Source organism: Enterobacter sp. EC_64 (genome assembly GCF_019584165.1).
Taxonomy (GTDB): Bacteria; Pseudomonadota; Gammaproteobacteria; order Enterobacterales; family Enterobacteriaceae; genus Enterobacter; species Enterobacter roggenkampii.
Genome location: NZ_VDAS01000016.1, coordinates 83632 through 106272, shown reverse-complemented (window position 1 = coordinate 106272; position 22641 = coordinate 83632). Strand labels below are relative to the sequence as shown.

Genomic DNA, 22641 nt, shown 5'->3' with positions numbered 1-22641 from the left:
TATTCAAGGAGTCACGATGTTTTCACGCTCACCCCTGCCGCCGTCGAGCCCTCCCGCGCCTTTCTACGAAAAGGTGAAGCAGGCGATCAGCGAAAAAATCGCCACCGGCGTCTGGCGGCCGCACGACCGCATTCCCTCGGAGGCCGATCTGGTGGCGCAGTTTGGCTTTAGCCGGATGACCATCAACCGGGCGCTGCGCGAGCTGACCGACGAAGGGCTTCTGGTGCGCCTGCAGGGCGTCGGGACGTTTGTGGCGGAACCAAAAGGGCAGTCCGCCCTGTTTGAAATCCGCAGCATTGCGGACGAGATTGCCGCGCGTAATCATCAGCACCGCTGTGAGGTGCTGGTGCTCGAAGAGACCCAGGCCAGCGCCGAGCAGGCGGTAGAGCTGAACGTCAAAGAAGGCAGCCGCATCTTCCACTCCGTGATGGTGCATTTCGAAAACGACATTCCGGTGCAGATTGAGGATCGCTGCGTGAACGCTGAACGGATACCGGACTATCTGAACCAGGATTACACCCAGACCACGCCGCACGCCTATCTCTCGCTCGTCGCACCGCTGACGGAAGGAGAGCACATTGTGGAAGCCGTGCGCGCCACGCCGCAGGAGTGCGAACGGCTGCGCATTAAAGAGCACGACCCGTGCCTGCTGATCCGCCGTCGAACCTGGTCCTCGTCGCACATCGTGTCACATGCCCGGCTGCTTTTCCCGGGGAACCGTTACCGGCTGCAGGGCCACTTTATGTCATAAGTTTTATAAGCGTGATCGCTAACGCAATATAACAAAATTGTATCTTTTTTGTTAAATCTGACCTTGTGTGTGCTTGTCTATACAAGTATATCTAAATGCATCATCTGTCCCGTATAGGAGCACACAATGTCGTCAGGTAAATACCGCCAGCAGGACGTCCGCGCCGCGCGCGGCACCACCCTTACCGCCAAAAGCTGGCTCACCGAAGCCCCGCTGCGCATGTTGATGAACAACCTTGATCCTGAGGTGGCGGAAAACCCCCACGAGCTGGTGGTCTACGGCGGCATAGGCCGCGCCGCGCGCAACTGGGAATGCTATGACGCCATTGTTAAGGCACTGACCGAACTCGAAAACGACGAAACCCTGCTGGTGCAGTCCGGCAAGCCGGTTGGCGTGTTTAAAACCCACAAAAATGCCCCGCGCGTGCTGATCGCCAACTCTAACCTCGTGCCGCACTGGGCCACCTGGGAACACTTCAACGAACTCGACGCGAAAGGGCTGGCGATGTATGGCCAGATGACCGCCGGGAGCTGGATCTACATCGGCAGCCAGGGGATCGTGCAGGGCACCTACGAAACCTTCGTGGAGGCCGGTCGCCAGCACTACAACGGCTCGCTGAAAGGCCGCTGGGTATTGACCGCCGGTCTTGGCGGGATGGGCGGCGCGCAGCCGCTGGCCGCCACGCTGGCCGGCGCGTGCTCGCTGAACATTGAGTGCCAGCAGAGCCGCATTGATTTCCGACTGCGCACCCGTTACGTCGACGAACAGGCCGAGAATCTCGATGACGCGCTGGCGCGCATCAAAAAATACACATCCGAAGGCAAAGCGGTGTCGATTGCCCTGTGCGGCAACGCGGCGGACATTCTTCCTGAACTCGTCGCCCGCGGCGTGCGCCCGGATCTGGTCACCGACCAGACCAGCGCCCACGATCCGCTGCACGGCTACCTGCCAAAAGGCTGGTCGTGGGAAGACTATCAGCAAAAAGCGGCGACCGACCCGGAAGGCACGGTGCTTGCCGCGAAACGCGCCATGGCGGAACACGTCTCTGCGATGCTGGCCTTCAGCCAGATGGGCATTCCGACCTTTGACTACGGCAACAACATTCGCCAGATGGCGAAAGAGATGGGCGTGAGTAACGCCTTCGACTTCCCCGGCTTCGTCCCGGCCTATATCCGCCCGCTTTTCTGCCGCGGCATCGGACCGTTCCGCTGGGTTGCCCTGTCCGGCGACCCGGAGGACATCTACAAGACCGACGCCAAAGTGAAGGAGATCGTCGCCGATGACGAACACCTGCACCACTGGCTGGACATGGCCCGCGAGCGCATTAACTTCCAGGGCCTGCCGGCGCGTATCTGCTGGGTAGGGCTGGAGTGGCGTCAAAAACTGGGCCTCGCCTTTAACGAAATGGTGCGCAGCGGTGAAGTTTCCGCGCCGATCGTCATCGGCCGCGACCACCTGGACTCCGGCTCCGTCGCCAGCCCGAACCGCGAAACCGAAGCCATGCGCGACGGCTCGGACGCGGTCTCCGACTGGCCATTGCTGAACGCCCTGCTCAACACCGCCAGCGGCGCGACCTGGGTGTCGCTGCACCACGGCGGCGGCGTGGGAATGGGCTTCTCCCAGCATTCCGGGATGGTCATCGTCTGCGACGGTACCGATGAAGCCGCCGCGCGTATCGCTCGCGTGCTCCACAACGACCCGGCCACCGGCGTGATGCGTCACGCGGATGCGGGTTACGAGATTGCCATTGACTGTGCCAAAGAGCAGGGCCTTAACCTGCCGATGATCCCTGCCACACAAGGAAAGCATGAATGAACGCGTTAACACTCACTCCCGGCTCACTGACGCTCAAGCAGCTGCGTAACGTCTGGCGTCAGCCGGTCACCCTGTCGCTTGATGAAAGCGCCCACGCCGCCATTAACGACAGCGTGGCCTGCGTTGAAGCCATCGTTGCCGAAGGGCGCACGGCTTACGGGATTAATACCGGCTTTGGGCTGCTGGCGCAGACCCGCATCGCGACGCACGATCTGGAAAACCTGCAGCGTTCGCTGGTGCTGTCGCACGCGGCGGGCGTCGGTCAGCCGCTTGACGATGAGATTGTCCGTCTGATGATGGTGCTCAAAATCAACAGCCTGGCGCGCGGTTTCTCCGGCATTCGCCTGAGCGTGATTCAGGCGCTGATGGCGCTGGTTAATGCGGAGGTCTATCCGTGGATCCCGGCGAAGGGCTCCGTCGGTGCCTCCGGCGATCTCGCGCCGCTGGCGCACATGTCGCTGCTGCTGCTGGGCGAAGGCAAAGCGCGCTGGCAGGGCGAGTGGCTGCCTGCGAAAGAGGCGCTGAAAAAAGCCGGCTTAACGCCGATCACGCTGGCGGCGAAAGAGGGGCTGGCGTTGCTGAACGGTACCCAGGCATCGACCGCCTTCGCGCTGCGCGGCCTGTTTGAAGCGGAAGATCTGTTTGCCTCGGCGGTGGTGTGCGGTGCGCTGACCACCGAAGCGGTGCTGGGCTCGCGTCGCCCGTTCGATGCCCGCATCCACGAGGTGCGCGGTCAGCGGGGACAGATTGATGCCGCCGCGATGTACCGTCACGTGCTTACCGACACCAGCGAAATTGCCGATTCACACCACAACTGTGAGAAGGTGCAGGATCCGTATTCCCTGCGCTGCCAGCCGCAGGTGATGGGGGCGTGCCTGACGCAGCTGCGCCAGGCGGCGGAGGTGCTGCTGGTGGAGGCCAACGCGGTGTCCGATAACCCGCTGGTGTTCGCCCAGGAAAACGAGGTGGTCTCCGGCGGTAATTTCCACGCCGAGCCTGTGGCAATGGCGGCGGATAATATCGCGCTGGCGATTGCCGAAGTCGGCGCGTTGTCCGAGCGCCGCATCGCGCTGATGATGGATAAACACATGTCCCAGCTGCCACCGTTCCTGGTGCGTAACGGCGGGGTCAACTCGGGCTTTATGATTGCTCAGGTGACGGCCGCAGCGCTGGCAAGCGAGAACAAGGCGCTGTCGCACCCGCACAGCGTGGACAGCCTGCCAACGTCTGCAAACCAGGAAGATCACGTTTCGATGGCACCGGCTGCCGGGCGTCGTCTGTGGGAGATGGCCTCTAACACCCGCGGCGTGCTGGCAGTGGAATGGCTGGCGGCAAGTCAGGGTATCGATCTGCGTGAAGGGCTCAAATCCAGCCCGCTGCTGGAGCAGGCGCGCCAGGTGCTGCGCGAGCACGTATCGCATTACGACGACGACCGCTTCTTTGCCCCGGATATTGATAAGGCGATGCAGCTTCTGGAAGAAGGGCGGCTGGTGGGGCTGTTACCTTCGGTGCTGTGATTTTTTTGCCCGGTGGCGCTGCGCTTACCGGGCCTACGAGTACGAAATCCAGGCCGGGTAAGGCGTAGCCGCCACCCGGCTTTTTTTACGAATACATCGTCGTAATCGACGCGCTCCCCAGGGAATGGAAATGCACGTTAAACCCGACCATCGCGCCGCTCGCGCCTTCATCGACCTCAATTCTCTCCACGTCCAGCGCGTGCACCGTGAAGATATAGCGGTGGGTTTCCCCTTTTGGCGGCGCCGCGCCGCCGTAGCCCGCTTTACCGAAGTCAGTACGCGTCTGAATGGCACCTTCAGGCAGGGCAACCAGGTCTGAACCGGAACCCTGCGGCAGCACGCGCGTGTCGGCAGGCAGGTTCGCCACGATCCAGTGCCACCATCCGGAACCGGTTGGCGCATCCGGGTCATAGCAGGTCACGACAAAGCTTTTGGTGCCTGCCGGAACCTCGTCCCACGCCAGGTGCGGAGAGATGTTATCGCCCTGATACCCCATGCCGTTGAAAACGTGCCGTTCCGGCAGCTTTTCACCGTCGCGCAGATCTTTACTGATGATTTTCATACGGTTTACCCTCGTTGATCGCTCGTTCAGCAAGTGTAATGCATTGGGTTAAATCGTGAAATGCGCGGGAATGTTAACGGCTGTTACAACCGCGTCGGTTAATTTTCGAAGCTGCTCTGGCGTGATGCTGTACGGCGGCATCAGATAGATAAGCTTGCCGAAAGGCCGGACCCACACGCCCTGGTCCACGAAGAAGCGCTGCAGCGCCGCCATATTCACCGGATGGGTGGTTTCAATCACCCCAATGGCGCCCAGCACGCGCATGTCCGCCACGAAATTCGCGCCCGAGGCGGCGCTCAGTTCCGCTTTCAGCCGCGCTTCTATCGCCGCAACCTGCGTCTGCCACTCGCCGCTCTCCAGAATCGCAAGGCTTTCACTCGCCACGGCGCAGGCCAGCGGGTTACCCATAAACGTCGGGCCGTGCATAAAGCAGCCGGCTTCACCGTCGCTGATGGTGTCGGCCACCTGGCGGGTCGTGAGCGTGGCGGAGAGCGTCATGGTGCCGCCCGTCAGCGCTTTACCGAGGCACAGAATATCCGGCGCAATACCCGCATGTTCGCAGGCAAACAGCTTGCCGGTGCGGCCAAAGCCGGTGGCGATCTCATCGGCAATCAGCAGAATGCCCTCGCGGTCGCACATCCTGCGAATACGCTTCAGCCATTCCGGGTGGTACATCCGCATCCCGCCCGCGCCCTGCACGATCGGTTCAAGAATGACGGCAGCAATCTCGTGACGATGTGCCGCCATCAGCCGGGCGAAGCCGACCATGTCCATCTCGTTCCACTCGCCGTCGAAGCGGCTCTGCGGCGCCGGGGCGAACAGGTTTTCCGGCAGATACCCCTTCCACAGGCTGTGCATGGAGTTGTCCGGATCGCACACCGACATCGCTCCGAAGGTATCCCCGTGATAGCCGTTGCGGAAGGTGAGGAAACGCTGGCGCGTTTCGCCTTTGGCGTGCCAGTACTGCAGCGCCATTTTCATCGCCACTTCCACCGCCACGGAGCCGGAATCGGCCAGGAAGACGCACTCCAGCGATGCAGGCGTCATCGCCACCAGGCGACGGCATAAATCCACCGCGGGCTGATGGGTGAGCCCGCCAAACATCACGTGCGACATCTGGTCAATTTGCGCCTTCATCGCCGCGTTCAGGCGCGGGTGGTTATACCCGTGAATGGCCGCCCACCAGGAGGACATCCCGTCAACGAGCTGTTCGCCGCTGGCGAGATGTAGCTCGCAGCCGTGGGCCGAGGCCACCGGATAGACGGGAAGGGGGCGGGTGGTGGAGGTGTAAGGGTGCCAGATATGCTGCTTGTCGAAGGCGAGATCGTCCTGGGTCATAATCGACTTGTAAACCATTTTGAAAAGTTTTAGGTTTACGAGTATAAACCGAACCGAAAATTAACAAAACCCTTTGGAGAAGCCCGATGGCTCACCACGCACGCTGGACGATGTCGCAAGTTACTGAATTATTCAACAAACCTTTCCTTGAGCTGATGTTCGAAGCCCAACAGGTGCATCGTCAGCACTTCGATCCCCGCCATGTTCAGGTCAGCACGCTGCTGTCGATCAAGACCGGCGCCTGCCCCGAAGACTGCAAATATTGCCCGCAGAGCGCGCGCTACAAAACCGGCCTGGAGTCAGAGCGCCTGATGGAGGTCGAGCAGGTCCTCGACTCCGCGCGCAAGGCCAAAAACGCCGGTTCAACCCGCTTCTGCATGGGCGCGGCGTGGAAGAACCCGCACGATCGCGACATGCCGTACCTGGAGCAGATGGTGAAGGGCGTGAAGGAGATGGGCCTCGAAGCCTGCATGACCCTCGGCACGCTCAACGAGGAGCAGGCGCAGCGCCTCTCGGCGGCGGGGCTGGACTACTACAACCACAACCTCGACACCTCGCCGGAATTTTACGGCAATATCATCACCACGCGTACCTACCAGGAGCGTCTGGATACGCTGGATAAGGTGCGTGACGCGGGGATCAAGGTCTGCTCCGGCGGCATCGTGGGCTTAGGCGAGACGGTGAAAGACCGCGCGGGCCTGCTGCTGCAGCTGGCGAACCTGCCGACCCCGCCGGAAAGCGTGCCGATCAACATGCTGGTGAAGGTCAAGGGCACGCCGCTGGCGGATAACGAGGACGTGGATGCGTTTGATTTTATCCGCACCATCGCGGTGGCGCGCATCATGATGCCAACGTCTTACGTTCGCCTCTCTGCGGGCCGCGAGCAGATGAACGAGCAGACTCAGGCGATGTGCTTTATGGCCGGGGCCAACTCCATCTTCTACGGCTGCAAGCTGCTGACCACGCCGAACCCGGAAGAGGACAAAGACGTTCAGCTGTTCCGCAAGCTGGGGCTGAACCCGCACCAGACCGAGGTGCTGACGGGCGATAACGAGCAACAGCAGCAGCTGGAGCAGCAGATTTTTAACGCCGACACCGACCAGTTCTACAACGCGGCAGCCGTATGACCTGGCAGGCACGTATCAACTCTGCGCTCGACGAGCGTCGGGCGGCAGAGGCATTTCGCGTTCGCAGGGTGGTGGAAAACGGCGCGGGCCGTTTTCTTACCCGTGAAGGCCAGCAGTTCTGCAATTTCTCCAGCAACGACTATCTCGGGCTGAGCCAGCATCCGGCCATTATCCGCGCCTGGCAGCAGGGCGCGGAGCGGTTTGGCGTGGGCAGCGGCGGATCGGGACACGTCAGCGGATACACCACGGCGCATCAGGCGCTGGAAGAGGCGCTTGCCGACTGGCTGGGCTACCCGCGCGCGCTGCTGTTTATCTCCGGCTTTGCCGCCAACCAGGCGGTCATCACGGCCCTGATGGGCAAGGACGATCGCATTGTCGCCGACCGCCTGAGCCACGCCTCCCTGCTGGAGGCGGCAAATTTAAGCCCGGCGCAGCTGCGGCGTTTTGCCCATAACGATGCGGGGCAGCTTGCTGCGCTGCTGGATAAACCCTGCGACGGACAACAGCTGGCGGTCACGGAAGGGGTGTTCAGCATGGACGGCGACAGCGCGCCGCTTGCCGCGCTGCACGAGGCCGCAAAGCGGCAGCAGGCCTGGCTGCTGGTCGACGATGCCCACGGCGCTGGCGTGATGGGCGACGAAGGGCGCGGGAGCGCATACCAGCAAAACGTGAAGCCGGAACTGCTGATTGTCACCTTCGGCAAAGGCTTTGGCGTCAGCGGCGCCGCCGTGCTGTGCAGCGAATCCGTCGCCGACTATCTGCTGCAGTTTGCCCGCCACCTGATTTACAGCACCAGCATGCCTCCGGCGCAGGCCGTGGCGCTGTCGGCGTCGCTGGCTGTCATCCGCAGCGCAGAAGGGGAGGAGCGTCGCCAGCGGCTGGCAGAGCATATTGCGCGCTTTCGTCAGGGACTCGCGGCGCTGCCTTTCCACAGTCCCGATTCGCAGAGCGCTATCCAGCCGGTGATTGTCGGTGAAAATGCCCGCGCGCTGGCACTGGCACAGGCGCTGCGCCAGCGGGGCATGTGGGTCACGGCCATCCGCCCGCCCACCGTCCCACCGGGCACGGCGCGGCTGCGCTTAACCCTGACGGCGGCGCATGAAGCACAGGATATTGAGACGTTGCTGGAGGCGCTCCATGATGCCGGTGAATAAGCAGGCCATCGCGGCGGCATTTGGCCGCGCCGCGCAGAGCTATTCGCAGCATGACGAGCTGCAGCGTCTGAGCGCGCAGGGGCTTCTGGCCGCCCTTGGCGAGAACGGTTTTCCACAGGTGCTGGACGCAGGCTGTGGTCCCGGCAGCAACAGCCGCTACTGGCGCGGGGCGGGAAGCCAGGTGACGGCTATCGATCTCTCAGCCCGGATGCTGGAAGAGGCACGCCAGCGGCAGGCGGCAGATCGTTATCTGCTGGCCGATATCGAGGCGATCCCGCTGGCGGACGCGCAGTTTGATCTGGTCTGGAGCCATCTGGCGGTTCAGTGGTGCAGTAGCCTGCCGCAGGCCCTGCGCGAGCTTTATCGCGTGGCGCGGCCGGGCGGGAAGGTGGCCTTTACTACCTTGCTGGAAAGTTCGCTGCCGGAGCTGAATCAGGCCTGGAAAGCGGTGGATGAACAGCCGCACGCTAACCGGTTTTTATCGCATGAGCAGGTGACGCAGGCGCTGGCAGGCTGGCGCTATCGCAGCACGGTGCAGACCATCACGCTCAATTTTAGCGATGCGTTCAGCGCCATGCGTTCGCTGAAGGGTATTGGCGCCACGCACCTGCATACCGGACGCGAGAAAAAACCGCTTACCCGGGGTCAGCTGCAGCGCCTTGAGCTGGCCTGGCCGCAGCAGCGGGGGCATTTCCCGCTCTCCTATCAACTTTTTCATGGGGTTATCGAACGTGACTGAACGTTATTTTGTCACCGGCACGGACACAGAAGTGGGCAAAACGGTTGCCAGCACGGCATTGCTGCAGGCGGCACGGCTGCTCGGGAAAAACACCGCCGGGTATAAGCCCGTGGCGTCCGGCAGCGAGATGACGGCGGAAGGGTTACGCAACACCGACGCGCTGGCGCTCCAGCGTAACAGCACGCGTGAACTCGCCTATTCTGCAGTGAATCCGTACACCTTTGCCGAACCGACCTCGCCGCACATTATCAGCGCCGATGAAGGCCGTCCGATTGATTTCGCCGTGCTGTCTGCCGGACTGCGGACGCTGGAAAATCAGGCCGACTGGGTGCTGGTGGAAGGGGCCGGCGGCTGGTTTACGCCGCTTTCAGACACGCAGACGTTTGCTGACTGGGTGCAGGCCGAGCAGCTTCCGGTCATTCTTGTCGTCGGCGTCAAGCTGGGCTGCATCAATCACGCCATGTTGACCGCACAGGCCGTACAGCAGGCAGGGCTGCGTCTTGCGGGCTGGATAGCCAACGACGTGGTTGCGCCGGGTAAACGCCATCAGGCGTATCTGGCGACGCTCAGGCGCGTCCTTCCCGCGCCGTGCCTCGGGGAAATTCCCTGGCTGGCTGACGGCGCGGAAAATGCCGAAATCGGACGTTATCTCGATCTCAGCGTTTTGCTTCCCGCGACATCCAGTGAGCGATAAGCTCGTCATCCAGTTCGTTAACGTGGCCCTGCGCCACGTTACGCCCGCGATAGAGCAGACAGAAACGGTCCGCCACCCGGCGGATAAACGACAGCTGCTGCTCCGCTAACAGCACCGTCATCCCTAACTCCCGGTTTAAGCGCCCCAGCAGCTGCACCAGCTTCTGGGCAACGCTGTGCCCCGCGCCGTGCAGCGGTTCATCCAGGATCAGCAGGTGAGGGCGGTTCACCAGCGCATTAGCCAGCGCCAGCTGATACTGGTCGTCCGGAGAGAGCGTGTTGGCGCGGGTTCGTCGCAAGGCATAGAGCGCCGGGAACAGGTCGTAAACGTCATTTTTCGCCTCCGGGTTCGGTTTCCCCGTCGCCCGCATGGCGATATGCAGGTTCTCCTCAATCGTGAGCTGGGAGAAGATCCGCCTGTCCTGCGAGACATAGCCTATCCCCGGCCCGGAACGCTGTTCTGGCGGCGGGTTGAGCAAATCGCGCGGCGGCGCGCCCGCCTCATACCAGATGATGCTGCCGCTTTCGACGGGCACTTTCCCGGCGATGCAATTCATGAGGGTGGTTTTTCCCATCCCCGGCAGGCCAACGACGCCTGTACACATCCCTTGCGGAAAATCTAAATCCACATTCCATAGCGTATGTTGACTTCCGTAAAACTGATTCACTGCACGCAGGCTCAACATCTTTCTCTCCTTAAAAATGTGTGTAGGTGTGGCTCGTTGTTAAACTGCAAAACCCCTGCCATAAAGCGGAAAGTGATTAAAAAAGCGTCTTTTTTAGGAATAAGTCACAGAAGCGCGGGGGATAAAAAGGGGGATTGCACATCGACGGTGCCGACGGTGGTGAGTTGTGGTGCAGAGCCAGAAATGATGGAAATGTGAGCAAGATCTCGTCAGTTGGTTATGAATGACGCGACTGTTAATCAGCAAAAAAGAGCTATAAAAATTTTTTGCTGCCGCCTCGTGGGAAAATCCGGGAATTTGCAGAGCGCCAGTCTGTATGGGCTGGAAGCAGTTATCCACTATTCCTGTGGATAACCATGTGCATTAGAGTTAGAAAACACGCGATAAGCGAGAGAAGACGCGGCTTACGCCCAAATTGACGCGAAACGCGGCTTTAGAAAATATCGTTTATTTTTTAATTGGTTAGATAAAATCAATTCCCGTCATGAAAGTGTCACCCGTTGCCATAAAACTATCATTACCTGGCTTGACAAATGTTAAAAAAGAAAAAGTTCTGGGGATAACCTGACCTGACTGGTGTTTTATGTTGCCACTGTCCAAATTTTGGCCGCTATCGCGCTAATCATTCAGGCGCTATGCTAAATATCCTGACATGCTACTGGTTTTTCATCCAGTGTTTTTTACTGGCATTCCTGGCAACAAGGAGTAAAATTATTCACCTGCCGCTTATAACGTCATCAGGTTGTCGCCCATGAGTAAACCGTTCAAATTGAATTCTGCTTTCCGTCCGTCTGGCGATCAGCCTGAAGCGATCCGTCGTCTGGAAGAGGGGCTGGAGGATGGGCTGGCGCACCAGACGCTGCTCGGGGTTACCGGCTCGGGTAAAACCTTTACCATTGCCAACGTGATTGCGGATCTCCAGCGCCCTACGATGGTGCTGGCGCCCAACAAAACCCTGGCGGCGCAGCTTTACGGCGAGATGAAAGAGTTCTTCCCGGAAAACGCCGTTGAGTATTTCGTCTCCTACTACGATTACTACCAGCCAGAAGCCTATGTGCCGAGCTCTGATACCTTCATCGAGAAAGATGCGTCGGTGAACGAACACATTGAGCAGATGCGACTGTCGGCCACTAAGGCGCTGCTGGAGCGTCGCGATGTGGTTGTGGTGGCCTCTGTTTCGGCGATTTACGGCCTGGGCGATCCGGATCTCTATCTCAAGATGATGCTGCACCTGACGCAGGGGATGATTATCGACCAGCGCGCGATTTTGCGCCGCCTGGCGGAGCTGCAGTACACCCGCAACGACCAGGCCTTCCAGCGTGGTACGTTCCGCGTGCGCGGCGAAGTGATCGACATCTTCCCGGCGGAATCGGACGATATGGCGCTGCGCGTTGAGCTGTTTGACGAGGAGGTCGAACGCCTGTCGCTCTTCGACCCGCTGACAGGACACGTTGAGTCGGTGATCCAGCGCTTCACCATCTACCCGAAAACGCACTACGTGACGCCGCGCGAGCGTATCGTGCAGGCGATGGAAGAGATCAAAGTGGAGCTGGCCGAGCGCCGCAAGGTGCTGCTGGCGAACAATAAGCTGCTGGAAGAGCAGCGCCTCAGCCAGCGTACTCAGTTCGACCTGGAGATGATGAACGAGCTGGGCTACTGCTCCGGCATCGAAAACTACTCCCGCTTCCTCTCCGGGCGCGGGCCGGGCGAGCCGCCGCCGACGCTGTTTGATTACCTGCCAGCAGACGGTTTGCTGGTGATCGACGAATCCCACGTCACGATCCCGCAGATCGGCGGAATGTACCGCGGCGACCGGGCGCGTAAAGAAACGCTGGTGGAGTACGGATTCCGCCTGCCGTCAGCGCTGGATAACCGTCCGATGAAGTTTGAAGAGTTTGAGGCGCTGGCGCCGCAAACCATCTACGTCTCTGCCACGCCGGGCAACTACGAGCTGGAAAAATCGGGCGATGAGGTGGTTGACCAGGTAGTGCGTCCGACCGGGCTGCTGGACCCGATTATCGAGGTGCGTCCGGTGGCGACGCAGGTAGACGACCTGCTCTCTGAGATCCGCGCCCGTTCCGCCATTAACGAGCGCGTGCTGGTGACCACGCTCACCAAGCGTATGGCGGAAGACCTGACCGAGTATCTCGAAGAGCACGGCGAGAAGGTGCGTTATCTGCACTCGGATATCGATACCGTGGAGCGCATGGAGATTATCCGCGACCTGCGCCTGGGCGAGTTTGACGTGCTGGTAGGGATTAACCTTCTGCGGGAAGGTCTGGATATGCCGGAGGTTTCGCTGGTGGCGATTCTGGACGCGGATAAAGAGGGCTTCCTGCGTTCCGAGCGTTCGCTGATTCAGACCATTGGCCGCGCCGCGCGTAACGTCAACGGTAAAGCGATTCTGTACGGTGACAAAATTACCCCGTCGATGGCGAAAGCGATCGGTGAGACGGAGCGCCGCCGCGAGAAACAGCAGCGCTACAACGAAGAACACGGCATTACGCCGCAGGGGCTGAACAAGAAGGTGGTGGATATTCTGGCGCTGGGCCAGAACATTGCCAAAACCAAAGCGAAAGGCCGCGGCAAGGCGCGTTCAGTGGTGGAAGAAGATACCGTCGTGCTGACGCCAAAAGCGCTGCAGCAGAAGATCCACGAGCTGGAAGGGCAGATGATGCAGCACGCGCAGAACCTGGAGTTCGAAGAGGCGGCGCAGATCCGCGACCAGCTTCATCAGCTGCGGGATCTGTTTATCGCGGCATCGTGAGTTTTTTGCCCGGTGGCGCTGCGCTTACCGGGCCTACAGGTTTAGCGTCTTTTGTCACCCCGGTAAGCGCAGCGCCACCGGGGTTTTTGTTAACCCAACGCCTGAATCGCTTTCTCCAGCGCCTCGCGCAGCAGGTGGCGGTCGTGACGGTACTTGATGTCTGAGGCCTCCAGCGGCTCCTGCACCACCACGCGATCGCCAATCCCTGTCACATCCACTTTTGGCCCAACCACGACACCGTCGATAATTTTCTTACCGACGTACTGCTCCATCAGGTCCAGCTTGTCCGCCAGCGACAGGCTCGCCGCGGCCGGACTCAGCTCACGCCCTAAATTGCCGATGTAGACCATCGGCGCCGGGGTGCGGCGCAGCGCCTGCGCCAGCTCTTTCACCAGCAGGATCGGCATCAGGCTGGTGTAAAAGCTGCCCGGGCCGATCAGAATTAAATCCGCATCGCCAATTGCTTCTACGGCTTCACGCGTCGCCGGCACGCTCGGGTAAGTCATCAGCTCTTTGGGCGGCAGCAGAAGCTGGTCAATATTCACCTCGCCGTACACTTCATGCCCTTCGGCGTCGATGGCCATCAAATCGACCGGTTGTTCAGACATCGGGATCAGGAATGCGTCCACTTTGAGCAGGTTACGGATCAGATTGATGGCTTCGAGAGGCCTTACGCTCAGGTGATCCAGCGCCTTTAACATCAGATTTCCGAGGTTATGTCCGGAAAGTTCGCCATTGCCGCCAAAACGGTACTCAAACATCGCCGACGCGACGCTCGGCTCGGTAATTAACTGGTTCAGGCAGTTGCGCATATCGCCCCAGGCAATACCGCCTTCGGCACGTCTGATCCGCCCGGTTGAGCCGCCGTTATCGGTGGTGGTCACTATCCCTGTCAGCCTTGAGCCGAGTGACGACAAAGAGGACATAACGCGGCCCAGGCCGTGGCCTCCGCCAAGAGCGACCACTCGGTCAAGATCCGCAAAAGTGCGATTGCGCATACGTATTCCTTATCACGTTCGATCGCGTAACAGTAACCTAACTACCCCTAAAAGACGATGCCTCACCCGAAGCAAAATGACGTATATCAATGTGAAAGTGCAGTTTTTAGGTATTCTGTAGCGAAAATGCAGGATTGATTCGCTATATACGCAATTATATAGCGAAAAGCGATAATGGCGCTGTCAGACTTTCCGCGCTACTATCGCCTTAACCACGTTTTCAACACTGAAAACATACACTCTAGCCCTTGTGCCTGTGTCGAAAGATATGGCGCTCTGGCCGTGGCGAATTTGCCACCAGGGTACAGAAAGAAATGACTGTGCCTCCCGTATCTGGAAAGGTGTACATGGCTTCACAACTTACTGATGCTTTCGCGCGTAAGTTTTATTACTTGCGTCTGTCGATTACCGATGTGTGCAACTTCCGTTGCACCTACTGCCTGCCCGACGGCTACAAACCGGGCAGCGTCACCAATAACGGCTTTCTCTCCGTGGATGAAGTGCGCCGCGTCACGCGCGCCTTCTCTGAGCTCGGCACCGAAAAAGTGCGTCTGACCGGCGGTGAACCCTCTCTGCGCCGTGATTTCCCGGACATCATTGCTGCCGTGCGTGAAAACGACCGCATTCGCCAGATTGCCGTGACCACCAACGGTTACCGCATGGCGCGCGACGTGGCCACCTGGCGCGATGCGGGCTTAACCGCCATTAACGTCAGCGTGGACAGTCTCGACGCCCGCCAGTTTCACGCCATTACCGGCCAGGATAAATTCCGCCAGGTGATGGACGGCATCGACGCGGCGTTCAGCGCCGGGTTCGAGAAGGTCAAAGTCAATACGGTGCTGATGCGCGACGTCAACCACCATCAGCTGGACACCTTCCTCGCCTGGATCAAATCCCGCCCCATTCAGCTGCGCTTTATTGAGCTGATGGAAACCGGCGAGGGCAGCGAGCTGTTCCGCCGTCATCACATCTCCGGCATGGTCCTGCGCGACGCGCTGCTGAAACGCGGCTGGATCCACCAGATCCGCCAGCGCAGCGACGGTCCGGCGCAGGTCTTCTGCCATCCTGATTACGAAGGCGAAATTGGGCTTATCATGCCTTACGAGAAAGACTTCTGCGCCAGCTGCAACCGCCTGCGCGTCTCTTCCGTAGGCAAGCTGCACCTGTGCCTGTTCGGGGACGGCGGCGTAGACCTGCGCGATCTGCTGGCAGACGATGCCCAGCAGGAGGCGCTTGAAGCGCGCATTTCTGAAGCGCTGACGCATAAAAAACAGACCCACTTCCTGCATCAGGGCAATACCGGCATTACTCAGAACCTGTCTTACATCGGCGGGTAATCAGGCTTAAGAAGGAATCAGAAGATGAGTCAGGTAAGCGCAGAATTTATCCCGACACGCATTGCTATCCTTACCGTTTCCGATCGCCGTGGCGAAGAGGATGATACCTCCGGCCACTGGCTGCGCGAGGCGGCCCATGACGCGGGGCATCACATCGTCGATAAAGCGATCGTGAAGGAGAACCGCTACGCCATTCGCGCGCAGGTCTCTCAGTGGATCGCCAGCGATGAGGTGCAGGTGGTGCTGATCACCGGCGGCACCGGCTTTACCGCGGGCGATCAGGCGCCTGAAGCGCTGCTCCCGCTGTTCGACCGCGAGGTGGAAGGCTTTGGCGAGGTGTTCCGCATGCTCTCCTTTGAAGAGATTGGCACCTCCACGCTGCAGTCGCGCGCCGTTGCCGGGGTGGCGAACAACACCCTGATTTTCGCCATGCCGGGCTCGACCAAAGCCTGCCGCACCGCGTGGGAAAACATCATCGCCCCGCAGTTGGATGCCCGTACCCGTCCGTGTAATTTCCATCCCCATTTAAAGAAATAAGCTATGTCACAACTGACCCACATTAACGCCGCTGGCGAAGCGCATATGGTGGACGTCTCCGCCAAAGCGGAAACGGTACGCGAGGCGCGCGCCGAAGCGTACGTCACCATGCTGCCGGAAACGCTGGCGATGATCATCGACGGCAGCCATCACAAGGGTGATGTCTTTGCCACTGCCCGCATCGCCGGTATTCAGGCCGCCAAGCGCACCTGGGACTTAATTCCGCTGTGCCATCCGCTGATGCTGAGCAAGGTGGAAGTGAACCTGCAGGCGCAGCCGGAGCAGAGCCGCGTGCGCATTGAATCGCTGTGCCGCTTAACCGGCAAAACCGGCGTGGAGATGGAGGCGCTGACGGCAGCGTCCGTGGCCGCGCTGACCATCTACGACATGTGCAAAGCGGTGCAGAAAGACATGGTGATTGGCCCGGTTCGCCTGCTGGCAAAAAGCGGCGGCAAATCCAGAGATTTTAAGGTGGACAGCCATGATTAAGGTGCTCTTTTTTGCGCAGGTGCGCGAGCTGGTGAATACCGACAGCCTGACGCTGGATGCGTCTTTTGACAACGTTGCGGCCCTGCGTGCGCATCTGGCGGCACAGAGCGACCGCTGGGCGCTGGCGCTCGACGAAGGCAAGCTGCTGGCCGCCGTTAACCAGACGCTGGTGGAGCTTACCCATCCGCTGAAGGCCGGGGATGAAGTGGCCTTCTTCCCGCCGGTCACAGGGGGCTAATATGAGTGAAACCCGCATTCTGGTTGGCCCTGAGCGCTTTAACGTAGGGACGGAATACAGCTGGCTGGCGGAACGCGACGAAGACGGTGCGGTCGTGACCTTTACCGGCAAAGTGCGCAATCACAACCTCGGTGACAGCGTGAAGGCGCTGACGCTGGAGCACTATCCCGGCATGACCGAGAAATCGCTGGCGGAGATAGTGGATGAGGCGCGAGGCCGCTGGCCGCTCGGACGCGTCACGGTGATTCACCGCATCGGCGAGATGTGGCCCGGCGAGGAGATTGTCTTTGTCGGGGTGACCAGCGCGCACCGCGGCAGCGCGTTTGCGGCAGGGGAGTTCATTATGGATTACCTCAAAACCAAAGCGCCGTTCTGGAAGCGCGAAGCCACGCCGGAAGGGGACCGCTGGGTGGAATCTCGCGACAGCGATAAACAGGCCGCCAGCCGTTGGTAGTCGGTTTACGTGGATGTGTTACTCTTAACGAGTGTGTCTACTTAATCTTAATCAGGAGTGAATCATGGACCGATTTCCGCGTTCCGATTCAATAGTGCAGCAGACCCGTAGCGGCCTGCAGACGTATATGGCTCAGGTGTACGGCTGGATGACGGTTGGCCTGCTGCTTACCGCGTTTATCGCGTGGTATGCGGCGAATACGCCGGAGCTGATGATGTTTATCTTCTCCAGCAAAATCACCTTCTTTGGGCTGATTATTGCGCAGCTGGCGCTGGTGTTTGTGCTTTCGGGTCTGGTGCACAAGCTGAGTGCCGGCATGGCAACGACCCTGTTTATGCTCTATTCGGCGCTAACGGGGCTGACGCTTTCCAGTATTTTCATCGTTTACACCTACTCCTCCATCGCCAGCACCTTCGTGGTCACCGGCGGGATGTTTGGTGCGATGAGCCTGTACGGCTACACCACGAAGCGCGATCTGAGCGGTTTCGGCAGCATGCTGTTTATGGGGCTGATCGGGATTGTGCTGGCGTCGCTGGTGAACCTGTGGCTCAAGAGCGACGCGCTGATGTGGGCCGTGACCTATATCGGGGTGGTGCTCTTCGTCGGGTTGACGGCCTATGACACCCAGAAGCTGAAAAACATCGGCGAGCAGATCGACGTACGCGACAGTTCGAACCTGCGCAAGTACTCGATTCTGGGCGCGCTGACGCTCTATCTTGACTTCATCAACCTGTTCCTGATGCTGCTGCGGATTTTAGGCAACCGTCGCTAAGGTTGTTTTGCCGGGTGGCGGCTTCGCCTTGCCCGTCCTGCGAAGCGCGAACCGTAGGTCGGGTAAGGCGAAGCCGCCACCCGACTTATTCACTTCGCTAGCATCCTCTCATTCTTCGCCCGCAGCTTCTTCGCCCGACTTTCCAGCACCAGATAGCAGACCGTTGCCAGCGCCAGCGGCAGGAAGTAATACAGCATGCGGTACGCCAGCAGGGCGGCGATAATCGTTCCCTGAGAAACATGCTCCCCGGCCAGCAGGGCAATAAACACCGCCTCCAGCACGCCGATCCCCGCCGGAATGTGCACAATCACCCCGGCAATGCTGCTCACCAGCAGCACGCCCAGCACGAAGAAGTAATTGACGTCCTCGCCAATCAGCAGCCAGATAATCGCCCCCATGGCCATCCAGTTGGCGCTGGAGACCGCCATCTGCAGCACCGCAAACTTCCACGAGGGCAGGACCAGCTTTTGCCCTTTGATGGTCATATGGCGGCGCTTTGCAAACGCGCAGGCCCAGAGATAAACGGCGATAATCAGCAGCAGCACGATGCCCAGAATGCGCAGCGTGGCCTCGTCGATATACCAGTGCGCGGGCAGCTGCACCACGCCGATGGTGAAGATCACCCCGCCGAGCAGAATATAGCCCAGCCAGTTGGTGGTAATGCTCAGGGAAAAAATGCGCGTGATGGTCCCGCCCGGCAGGCCGAGCCGCGAGTAGAGGCGATAGCGCATGCCAATGCCCCCGACCCAGGTGCTCAACGTCAGGTTAAAGGCGTAGCAGATAAACGACACCAGCATCACCTGACGTTTGGCCAGCTTGTGGCCGCAGTAGGCGCGACCCAGCAGGTCATAGCAGCCGTACATCAGGTAGCTTACGATAACCAGCCCCGTCGCGCCCAGCAGCACCATCCGGTTATAGTTGCGGATGACCTTCCACACCTCTTCCCAGTCCACTTTCTGCGCGTAGACCACCAGCAGCACCGCGACGGCAATAAAAAACACCCAGGTGAGGATCTTTTTTGCCAGTCGCCAGCGTGGATGCGATTTTGACATCAGGGTTTGCCTCCGTCTTCCGCTTCTACGCGGTCCTGGGTTTCCATTTCGGGTTGTACCGGCGGGTCCACCTGCGCCAGCTTCGGCGTATGCGCCGGCAGCCAGCCGACCATCGCCGGGAAATGCCGCAGGAAGTGGAACACCACCACGCTGATGCCCAGGTTCCACCAGGTGCGTTTGGGAACCATAGACTCATCCACGCGCACGCAGTCGTTAACGATCAACGCCTGCAGGTTATCCCGCAGGGTCTGGTTAAACTGGCGGTCGTGAATGATCAGGTTGGCTTCAAGGTTAAGCGACAGGCTCAGCGGATCGAGGTTGCTGGAGCCTACGGTGGCCCAGTGATCGTCCATCAGCGCGACTTTGCCGTGCAGCGGTCGACGACGATATTCGTAGATCTGGACGCCGCCCTTCACCAGGTAGTTGTACAGCAGCCGCGCCCCGACTTTGACGATTGGCATATCCGGCTCGCCCTGGACAATCAGCTTCACGCGCACGCCGCGTCTTGCAGCATTGCGCATGGCATGCAGCAGGCGATAGCCCGGGAAAAAGTAGGCGTTGGCGATGATCACTTCGCGCTTAGCGTTGGCCAGCATTTTAAGATAGTGGCGTTCAATGTCGTCCCGGTGCTCGCCGTTGTCGCGCCAGACGAAAAGCGCCTGCGCTTCGCCGGGCTTCCGGTTCTCTTCCGGGCGATGGCGGCGTCGCCACCAGCGGCGTACGGCCTCTTTCCCCGGCAGGTTCTCCAGCTCAAACAGCAAGATGTCCTGCACCACCGGGCCTTCGATGCGAATGGCGTAATCCTGCTTCGCTTCCGGACCGTAGTCGGACATATGTTCCGCCGAGTAGTTAATGCCGCCGACAAACGCTACCGTCTCATCCACTACCACAATTTTGCGGTGCATTCGGCGGAAAAGGTTGGTCCGCATGCCGAACAGGCGAGGGCCGGGATCGTAGTAGCGGAATACCACGCCTGCGGCGGTCAGTTCATTGACGAACGCATCGCTGAGGTCCGGCGAGCCGTAGCCATCCAGCAGTACTTCAATTTTGACGCCGCGCTGTGCGGCGCGCAGGAGCACGCTGTGCAGCTGCTTGCCGACGTTGTCTTCGAACCAGATAAAGGTTTCGAGGATCACTTTCTGCTGGGCGTTATCAATTGCCTTAAACACGGCCGGGTAATACTCGTCCCCGTTGACCAGCAGCGTAATCCGGTTGCCTTCCTGCCAGGAACATTTCATAAGTGGATCTCCGCGCTGAGCGGGGCATGGTCGGAAAGATGCCGCCAGTTGAGAAGCGCCAGGGCGGTCGGGCTGCTGGCGTGGGCATTTTTCACGTAGATGCGGTCAAGCCGCAGCAGCGGGAAACGGACCGGGAACGTGCGCGCAGGCCTGCCGTTCGCCCGGGTGAAGATCTCCTCCAGCCCGGCATCCACCTTCAACGGATGGTTTGCCCGCTGGCGCCAGTCGTTGAAATCGCCTGCCACGACAACAGGTTCACCGTCAGGCAGCGCGTTGGCCCATTCGGCCAGCATTTTCAGCTGCGCCTGACGATGGGCTTCGCGCAGGCCCAGATGAACGCAGCCGACGTGGATGGGCAGCTCAAGGTCGGGCGGGGTAATGCGGCAGTAGAGCAGGCCGCGTTTTTCGCTCTCCCCGACGGAAACGTCGCGGTTTTCATAATGTTCAATGGGATAACGCGACAGCACCGCGTTGCCGTGATGACCTTCAGGATAGACCGCGTTGCGGCCGTAGGCGTAATCGCTCCACATGGTGTCGGCCAGAAATTCATAGTGCGGCGTGTCGGGCCAGTTCTCAAAGTGAAGCGGATGTACTTCGTGTGCGCCCATCACCTCCTGCAGGCAGACAATATCCGCGCTGACGGTGCGCACCGCGTCGCGCAGCTCCGGTAAAATGAAGCGGCGGTTAAATGCTGTGAAGCCCTTATGAATGTTTATCGTCAGCACTTTAAGCGAGAAATGCTGCATTTTTTTCGTCATAAGCTCCTTCCTGAGTGACTATCCCGATGAAAATAAAGTGTAGTCGTCGTCACAAAAAGATGCGGCGTTACGGAATTTTCCGTAAAGTGCGGTAGTCTGATTAAGCAGAGAAAAATCCTTCAGGAGAGAAGCCATGAAGTGGCAACAACGTGTTCGTGTCGCAACTGGCCTGAGTTGCTGGCAGATAATGTTGCATTTACTGGTCGTGGCCGTACTGGTGATGGGCTGGATGAGCGGCACGCTGGTACGTGTTGGCCTGGGGCTATGCGTCCTTTACGGCGTCACCGTGCTGTCGATGCTGTTTTTACAGCGCCACCATGACGCGCGCTGGCGCGAGGTGGGTGACGTGCTCGAAGAGCTCACCACCACCTGGTACTTTGGTGCGGCGATGATTGTTCTGTGGCTGCTGTCACGTGTGCTGCAAAACAACCTGCTGCTGGCCCTGGCGGGTCTGGCCATCCTCGCAGGGCCTGCGGTGGTCTCGTTGCTGACCAAAGAGAAAAAGCTACGCGATGTTGCGTCTAAACATCGCATAGGCCACTGAGCCTGTCGTGGCCGCGATGACCAGTAGCGGCCACAAACTTCCCCAGACAATATCCAGACTCGCATCCTTCAGATAGATTTGCTTGGTGATATCCGTAAAGTGCCGTATCGGGTTTATCCACGTCAGATCCTGGAGCCACACCGGCATATTCTCAACCGGCGAGACGTACCCGGAGAGCAGGATCGCGGGCATCATAAAGACGAATACCCCGATAAACGCCTGCTGCTGCGTCGAGCAGAGTGCGGAAATCAGCAGCCCAAACCCCACCAGCGACAGCCCGTAAATCACCATCGTGAAGTAAAACAGCGCCAGCGATCCGGCGAACGGGATCTGGTAGGCCCAAATTCCCACCCCCAGCACGATGGTGGCCTGGAAGGTGGCGACAATTAGCGCCGGCACCGCTTTGCCGACGAAAATTTGCCAGGTGGCGAGCGGGGAGACCAGCAGCTGATCCAGCGTGCCCTGTTCGCGCTCGCGGGCGACGGAGAGAGAGGTCACAATCATCACCCCGATGGTGGTGATCATGGCGATCAGCGACGGCACCACAAACCACTTGTAGTCCAGATTCGGGTTATACCAGTTGCGCACCACCAGTTCGCTGTTGTTGGGCTTCGGTTTGCCGTCCATCAGCTCCTGCTGGTAATCCTTCACCACCTGCTGGAGGTAGTTGGCTGCGATCTGGGCGCTGTTGGAGTTGCGCCCGTCGAGGATCAGCTGCATCGGCGCGGTCTGGAAGGTATCCAGATTGCGGGAGAAATCCGCCGGGAAGCGCACCAGCAGCAGCGCTTTTTGCGTGTCGATGGTGGGCTGAATGTCCTGCGGGCTTTTCAGCAGCAGGATGTGGGTAAAGGCTTTCGCACGCGCAAAGCGCTGCGTCAGCTCGACGGAATGTTTGCCGTTGTCTTCGTTGTAAATGGCAATGGTGGCGTTGGTCACCTCAAGGGTGGCGGCAAACGGGAACAGTAAAACCTGGATCAGCACCGGCAACACCAGAATGGCGCGGGTTTGCGGCTCGCGCAGCAGGGATTGCAGCTCTTTGCGTATTAACGTCCATAAACGGTGAAACATGCGCGCT

General features: G+C 59.7%; 23 protein-coding genes and 1 riboswitch. Of the genes, 15 read left to right on the top strand and 8 right to left on the bottom strand.

The window, feature by feature from the left end:
* Positions 1 to 16 precede the first annotated feature (16 nt).
* From FHC52_RS14590 to hutH, 3 genes are all read left to right on the top strand, one after another.
* Complete coding sequence (locus FHC52_RS14590) at positions 17 to 751, top strand: histidine utilization repressor (protein WP_008501127.1); 735 nt, start codon at positions 17 to 19, stop codon at positions 749 to 751.
* Positions 752 to 877: 126 nt separating this feature from the next.
* Positions 878 to 2566, top strand: a complete 1689-nt coding sequence (gene hutU / locus FHC52_RS14585) for a urocanate hydratase (protein WP_047745296.1) — start codon at positions 878 to 880, stop codon at positions 2564 to 2566.
* Positions 2563 to 4083 carry a histidine ammonia-lyase gene (gene hutH / locus FHC52_RS14580; protein ID WP_023617880.1) on the top strand — a complete coding sequence of 507 codons (1521 nt, stop codon included), beginning with the start codon at positions 2563 to 2565 and terminating at the stop codon, positions 4081 to 4083. The genes hutU and hutH overlap by 4 nt, the downstream gene beginning before the upstream one ends.
* 85 nt (positions 4084 to 4168) lie before the next feature.
* On the opposite strand, the gene FHC52_RS14575 is transcribed toward hutH, so the two are convergent.
* Positions 4169 to 4645, bottom strand: coding sequence for a kinase inhibitor (locus FHC52_RS14575; protein WP_126287694.1), 477 nt, complete (start codon positions 4643 to 4645; stop codon positions 4169 to 4171).
* Positions 4646 to 4693: 48 nt separating this feature from the next.
* A complete protein-coding gene (bioA, locus tag FHC52_RS14570) occupies positions 4694 to 5983 on the bottom strand; it encodes an adenosylmethionine--8-amino-7-oxononanoate transaminase (protein ID WP_404997209.1) in 1290 nt (429 codons plus the stop codon).
* Between the two features lie 86 nt (positions 5984 to 6069).
* On the opposite strand from bioA, the gene bioB reads away from it, so the two are divergent.
* Genes bioB through bioD form a run of 4 tightly spaced genes read left to right on the top strand, consistent with a single transcriptional unit; the run spans position 6070 to position 9697 of the window.
* Positions 6070 to 7110 carry a biotin synthase BioB gene (bioB, locus tag FHC52_RS14565; protein WP_008501133.1) on the top strand — a complete coding sequence of 347 codons (1041 nt, stop codon included), beginning with the start codon at positions 6070 to 6072 and terminating at the stop codon, positions 7108 to 7110.
* The gene (gene bioF, locus FHC52_RS14560; protein WP_126287690.1) at positions 7107 to 8264 is read left to right on the top strand and encodes an 8-amino-7-oxononanoate synthase; all 1158 of its coding nucleotides are present in this window, start codon (positions 7107 to 7109) and stop codon (positions 8262 to 8264) included. The genes bioB and bioF overlap by 4 nt, the downstream gene beginning before the upstream one ends.
* Positions 8248 to 9003: a malonyl-ACP O-methyltransferase BioC gene (bioC, locus tag FHC52_RS14555; RefSeq protein WP_045336678.1), complete on the top strand. Its 756-nt coding sequence runs from the start codon at positions 8248 to 8250 to the stop codon at positions 9001 to 9003. Before bioF ends, bioC begins: the two co-directional genes overlap by 17 nt.
* A complete protein-coding gene (gene bioD, locus FHC52_RS14550; RefSeq protein ID WP_074165755.1) occupies positions 8996 to 9697 on the top strand; it encodes a dethiobiotin synthase in 702 nt (233 codons plus the stop codon). Before bioC ends, bioD begins: the two co-directional genes overlap by 8 nt.
* On the opposite strand, the gene FHC52_RS14545 is transcribed toward bioD, so the two are convergent.
* Complete coding sequence (locus tag FHC52_RS14545; protein ID WP_008501137.1) at positions 9660 to 10382, bottom strand: ABC transporter ATP-binding protein; 723 nt, start codon at positions 10380 to 10382, stop codon at positions 9660 to 9662. The genes bioD and FHC52_RS14545 overlap by 38 nt on opposite strands.
* A 751-nt stretch (positions 10383 to 11133) precedes the next feature.
* Between FHC52_RS14545 and uvrB the strand changes: the two genes are divergently transcribed.
* Entirely contained in the window at positions 11134 to 13149 is a 2016-nt protein-coding gene (uvrB, locus tag FHC52_RS14540) for an excinuclease ABC subunit UvrB (RefSeq protein ID WP_008501138.1), read from the top strand.
* 89 nt (positions 13150 to 13238) lie between these two features.
* Here uvrB and yvcK read toward each other — a convergent pair whose 3' ends face one another.
* The gene (gene yvcK, locus FHC52_RS14535; protein WP_008501139.1) at positions 13239 to 14147 is read right to left on the bottom strand and encodes a uridine diphosphate-N-acetylglucosamine-binding protein YvcK; all 909 of its coding nucleotides are present in this window, start codon (positions 14145 to 14147) and stop codon (positions 13239 to 13241) included.
* Positions 14148 to 14372: 225 nt separating this feature from the next.
* A riboswitch (molybdenum cofactor riboswitch) is annotated at positions 14373 to 14507 on the top strand.
* On the opposite strand from yvcK, the gene moaA reads away from it, so the two are divergent.
* The 6 genes from moaA to FHC52_RS14505 all read left to right on the top strand — a co-directional run bounded on the left by moaA (position 14495) and on the right by FHC52_RS14505 (position 17974).
* Positions 14495 to 15484: a GTP 3',8-cyclase MoaA gene (gene moaA / locus FHC52_RS14530; protein ID WP_008501140.1), complete on the top strand. Its 990-nt coding sequence runs from the start codon at positions 14495 to 14497 to the stop codon at positions 15482 to 15484. It overlaps the preceding riboswitch by 13 nt.
* 24 nt (positions 15485 to 15508) lie before the next feature.
* Positions 15509 to 16021, top strand: a complete 513-nt coding sequence (gene moaB, locus FHC52_RS14525; protein ID WP_021240991.1) for a molybdenum cofactor biosynthesis protein B — start codon at positions 15509 to 15511, stop codon at positions 16019 to 16021.
* A 3-nt stretch (positions 16022 to 16024) separates the two neighbouring features.
* Positions 16025 to 16510, top strand: a complete 486-nt coding sequence (gene moaC / locus FHC52_RS14520; RefSeq protein WP_220420127.1) for a cyclic pyranopterin monophosphate synthase MoaC — start codon at positions 16025 to 16027, stop codon at positions 16508 to 16510.
* Positions 16503 to 16748 carry a molybdopterin synthase sulfur carrier subunit gene (moaD, locus tag FHC52_RS14515; RefSeq protein ID WP_023343619.1) on the top strand — a complete coding sequence of 82 codons (246 nt, stop codon included), beginning with the start codon at positions 16503 to 16505 and terminating at the stop codon, positions 16746 to 16748. Before moaC ends, moaD begins: the two co-directional genes overlap by 8 nt.
* A 1-nt stretch (position 16749) precedes the next feature.
* Positions 16750 to 17202, top strand: a complete 453-nt coding sequence (gene moaE / locus FHC52_RS14510; RefSeq protein ID WP_021240989.1) for a molybdopterin synthase catalytic subunit MoaE — start codon at positions 16750 to 16752, stop codon at positions 17200 to 17202.
* Positions 17203 to 17266: 64 nt separating this feature from the next.
* Entirely contained in the window at positions 17267 to 17974 is a 708-nt protein-coding gene (locus tag FHC52_RS14505) for a Bax inhibitor-1/YccA family protein (RefSeq protein ID WP_008501145.1), read from the top strand.
* An 89-nt stretch (positions 17975 to 18063) separates the two neighbouring features.
* Here the strand turns inward: FHC52_RS14505 and FHC52_RS14500 are convergent, their stop codons facing one another.
* The 3 genes from FHC52_RS14500 to FHC52_RS14490 are packed head-to-tail and all read right to left on the bottom strand — an operon-like array spanning position 18064 to position 21022.
* A complete protein-coding gene (locus FHC52_RS14500; RefSeq protein ID WP_008501146.1) occupies positions 18064 to 19026 on the bottom strand; it encodes a YbhN family protein in 963 nt (320 codons plus the stop codon).
* On the bottom strand, positions 19026 to 20264 hold the full coding sequence (gene clsB, locus FHC52_RS14495) for a cardiolipin synthase ClsB (protein ID WP_032656321.1): 1239 nt from the start codon (positions 20262 to 20264) through the stop codon (positions 19026 to 19028). Before clsB ends, FHC52_RS14500 begins: the two co-directional genes overlap by 1 nt.
* On the bottom strand, positions 20261 to 21022 hold the full coding sequence (locus FHC52_RS14490; protein ID WP_008501148.1) for an endonuclease/exonuclease/phosphatase family protein: 762 nt from the start codon (positions 21020 to 21022) through the stop codon (positions 20261 to 20263). Before FHC52_RS14490 ends, clsB begins: the two co-directional genes overlap by 4 nt.
* 133 nt (positions 21023 to 21155) lie before the next feature.
* On the opposite strand from FHC52_RS14490, the gene FHC52_RS14485 reads away from it, so the two are divergent.
* The gene (locus tag FHC52_RS14485; protein ID WP_008501149.1) at positions 21156 to 21566 is read left to right on the top strand and encodes a YbhQ family protein; all 411 of its coding nucleotides are present in this window, start codon (positions 21156 to 21158) and stop codon (positions 21564 to 21566) included.
* On the opposite strand, the gene FHC52_RS14480 is transcribed toward FHC52_RS14485, so the two are convergent.
* Positions 21528 to 22634: an ABC transporter permease gene (locus tag FHC52_RS14480; RefSeq protein ID WP_008501150.1), complete on the bottom strand. Its 1107-nt coding sequence runs from the start codon at positions 22632 to 22634 to the stop codon at positions 21528 to 21530. The two genes, FHC52_RS14485 and FHC52_RS14480, sit on opposite strands and share 39 nt — an antisense overlap.
* Positions 22635 to 22641 lie beyond the last annotated feature (7 nt).

Excerpts from the sequence above, each read along its gene's own strand:
- bioA (WP_404997209.1), bottom strand. The coding sequence starts at position 5,983 with ATGACCCAGGACGATCTCGCCTTCGACAAGCAGCATATCTGGCACCCT.
- FHC52_RS14490 (WP_008501148.1), bottom strand. The coding sequence starts at position 21,022 with ATGACGAAAAAAATGCAGCATTTCTCGCTTAAAGTGCTGACGATAAAC.
- FHC52_RS14575 (WP_126287694.1), bottom strand. The coding sequence starts at position 4,645 with ATGAAAATCATCAGTAAAGATCTGCGCGACGGTGAAAAGCTGCCGGAA.
- FHC52_RS14590 (WP_008501127.1), top strand. The coding sequence starts at position 17 with ATGTTTTCACGCTCACCCCTGCCGCCGTCGAGCCCTCCCGCGCCTTTC.
- yvcK (WP_008501139.1), bottom strand. The coding sequence starts at position 14,147 with ATGCGCAATCGCACTTTTGCGGATCTTGACCGAGTGGTCGCTCTTGGC.
- hutH (WP_023617880.1), top strand. The coding sequence starts at position 2,563 with ATGAACGCGTTAACACTCACTCCCGGCTCACTGACGCTCAAGCAGCTG.
- moaC (WP_220420127.1), top strand. The coding sequence starts at position 16,025 with ATGTCACAACTGACCCACATTAACGCCGCTGGCGAAGCGCATATGGTG.
- FHC52_RS14500 (WP_008501146.1), bottom strand. The coding sequence starts at position 19,026 with ATGTCAAAATCGCATCCACGCTGGCGACTGGCAAAAAAGATCCTCACC.
- FHC52_RS14545 (WP_008501137.1), bottom strand. The coding sequence starts at position 10,382 with ATGTTGAGCCTGCGTGCAGTGAATCAGTTTTACGGAAGTCAACATACG.
- FHC52_RS14480 (WP_008501150.1), bottom strand. The coding sequence starts at position 22,634 with ATGTTTCACCGTTTATGGACGTTAATACGCAAAGAGCTGCAATCCCTG.
- uvrB (WP_008501138.1), top strand. The coding sequence starts at position 11,134 with ATGAGTAAACCGTTCAAATTGAATTCTGCTTTCCGTCCGTCTGGCGAT.
- bioC (WP_045336678.1), top strand. The coding sequence starts at position 8,248 with ATGATGCCGGTGAATAAGCAGGCCATCGCGGCGGCATTTGGCCGCGCC.
- FHC52_RS14505 (WP_008501145.1), top strand. The coding sequence starts at position 17,267 with ATGGACCGATTTCCGCGTTCCGATTCAATAGTGCAGCAGACCCGTAGC.
- bioB (WP_008501133.1), top strand. The coding sequence starts at position 6,070 with ATGGCTCACCACGCACGCTGGACGATGTCGCAAGTTACTGAATTATTC.
- bioF (WP_126287690.1), top strand. The coding sequence starts at position 7,107 with ATGACCTGGCAGGCACGTATCAACTCTGCGCTCGACGAGCGTCGGGCG.
- moaD (WP_023343619.1), top strand. The coding sequence starts at position 16,503 with ATGATTAAGGTGCTCTTTTTTGCGCAGGTGCGCGAGCTGGTGAATACC.
- clsB (WP_032656321.1), bottom strand. The coding sequence starts at position 20,264 with ATGAAATGTTCCTGGCAGGAAGGCAACCGGATTACGCTGCTGGTCAAC.
- moaB (WP_021240991.1), top strand. The coding sequence starts at position 15,509 with ATGAGTCAGGTAAGCGCAGAATTTATCCCGACACGCATTGCTATCCTT.
- moaA (WP_008501140.1), top strand. The coding sequence starts at position 14,495 with ATGGCTTCACAACTTACTGATGCTTTCGCGCGTAAGTTTTATTACTTG.
- moaE (WP_021240989.1), top strand. The coding sequence starts at position 16,750 with ATGAGTGAAACCCGCATTCTGGTTGGCCCTGAGCGCTTTAACGTAGGG.
- FHC52_RS14485 (WP_008501149.1), top strand. The coding sequence starts at position 21,156 with ATGAAGTGGCAACAACGTGTTCGTGTCGCAACTGGCCTGAGTTGCTGG.
- hutU (WP_047745296.1), top strand. The coding sequence starts at position 878 with ATGTCGTCAGGTAAATACCGCCAGCAGGACGTCCGCGCCGCGCGCGGC.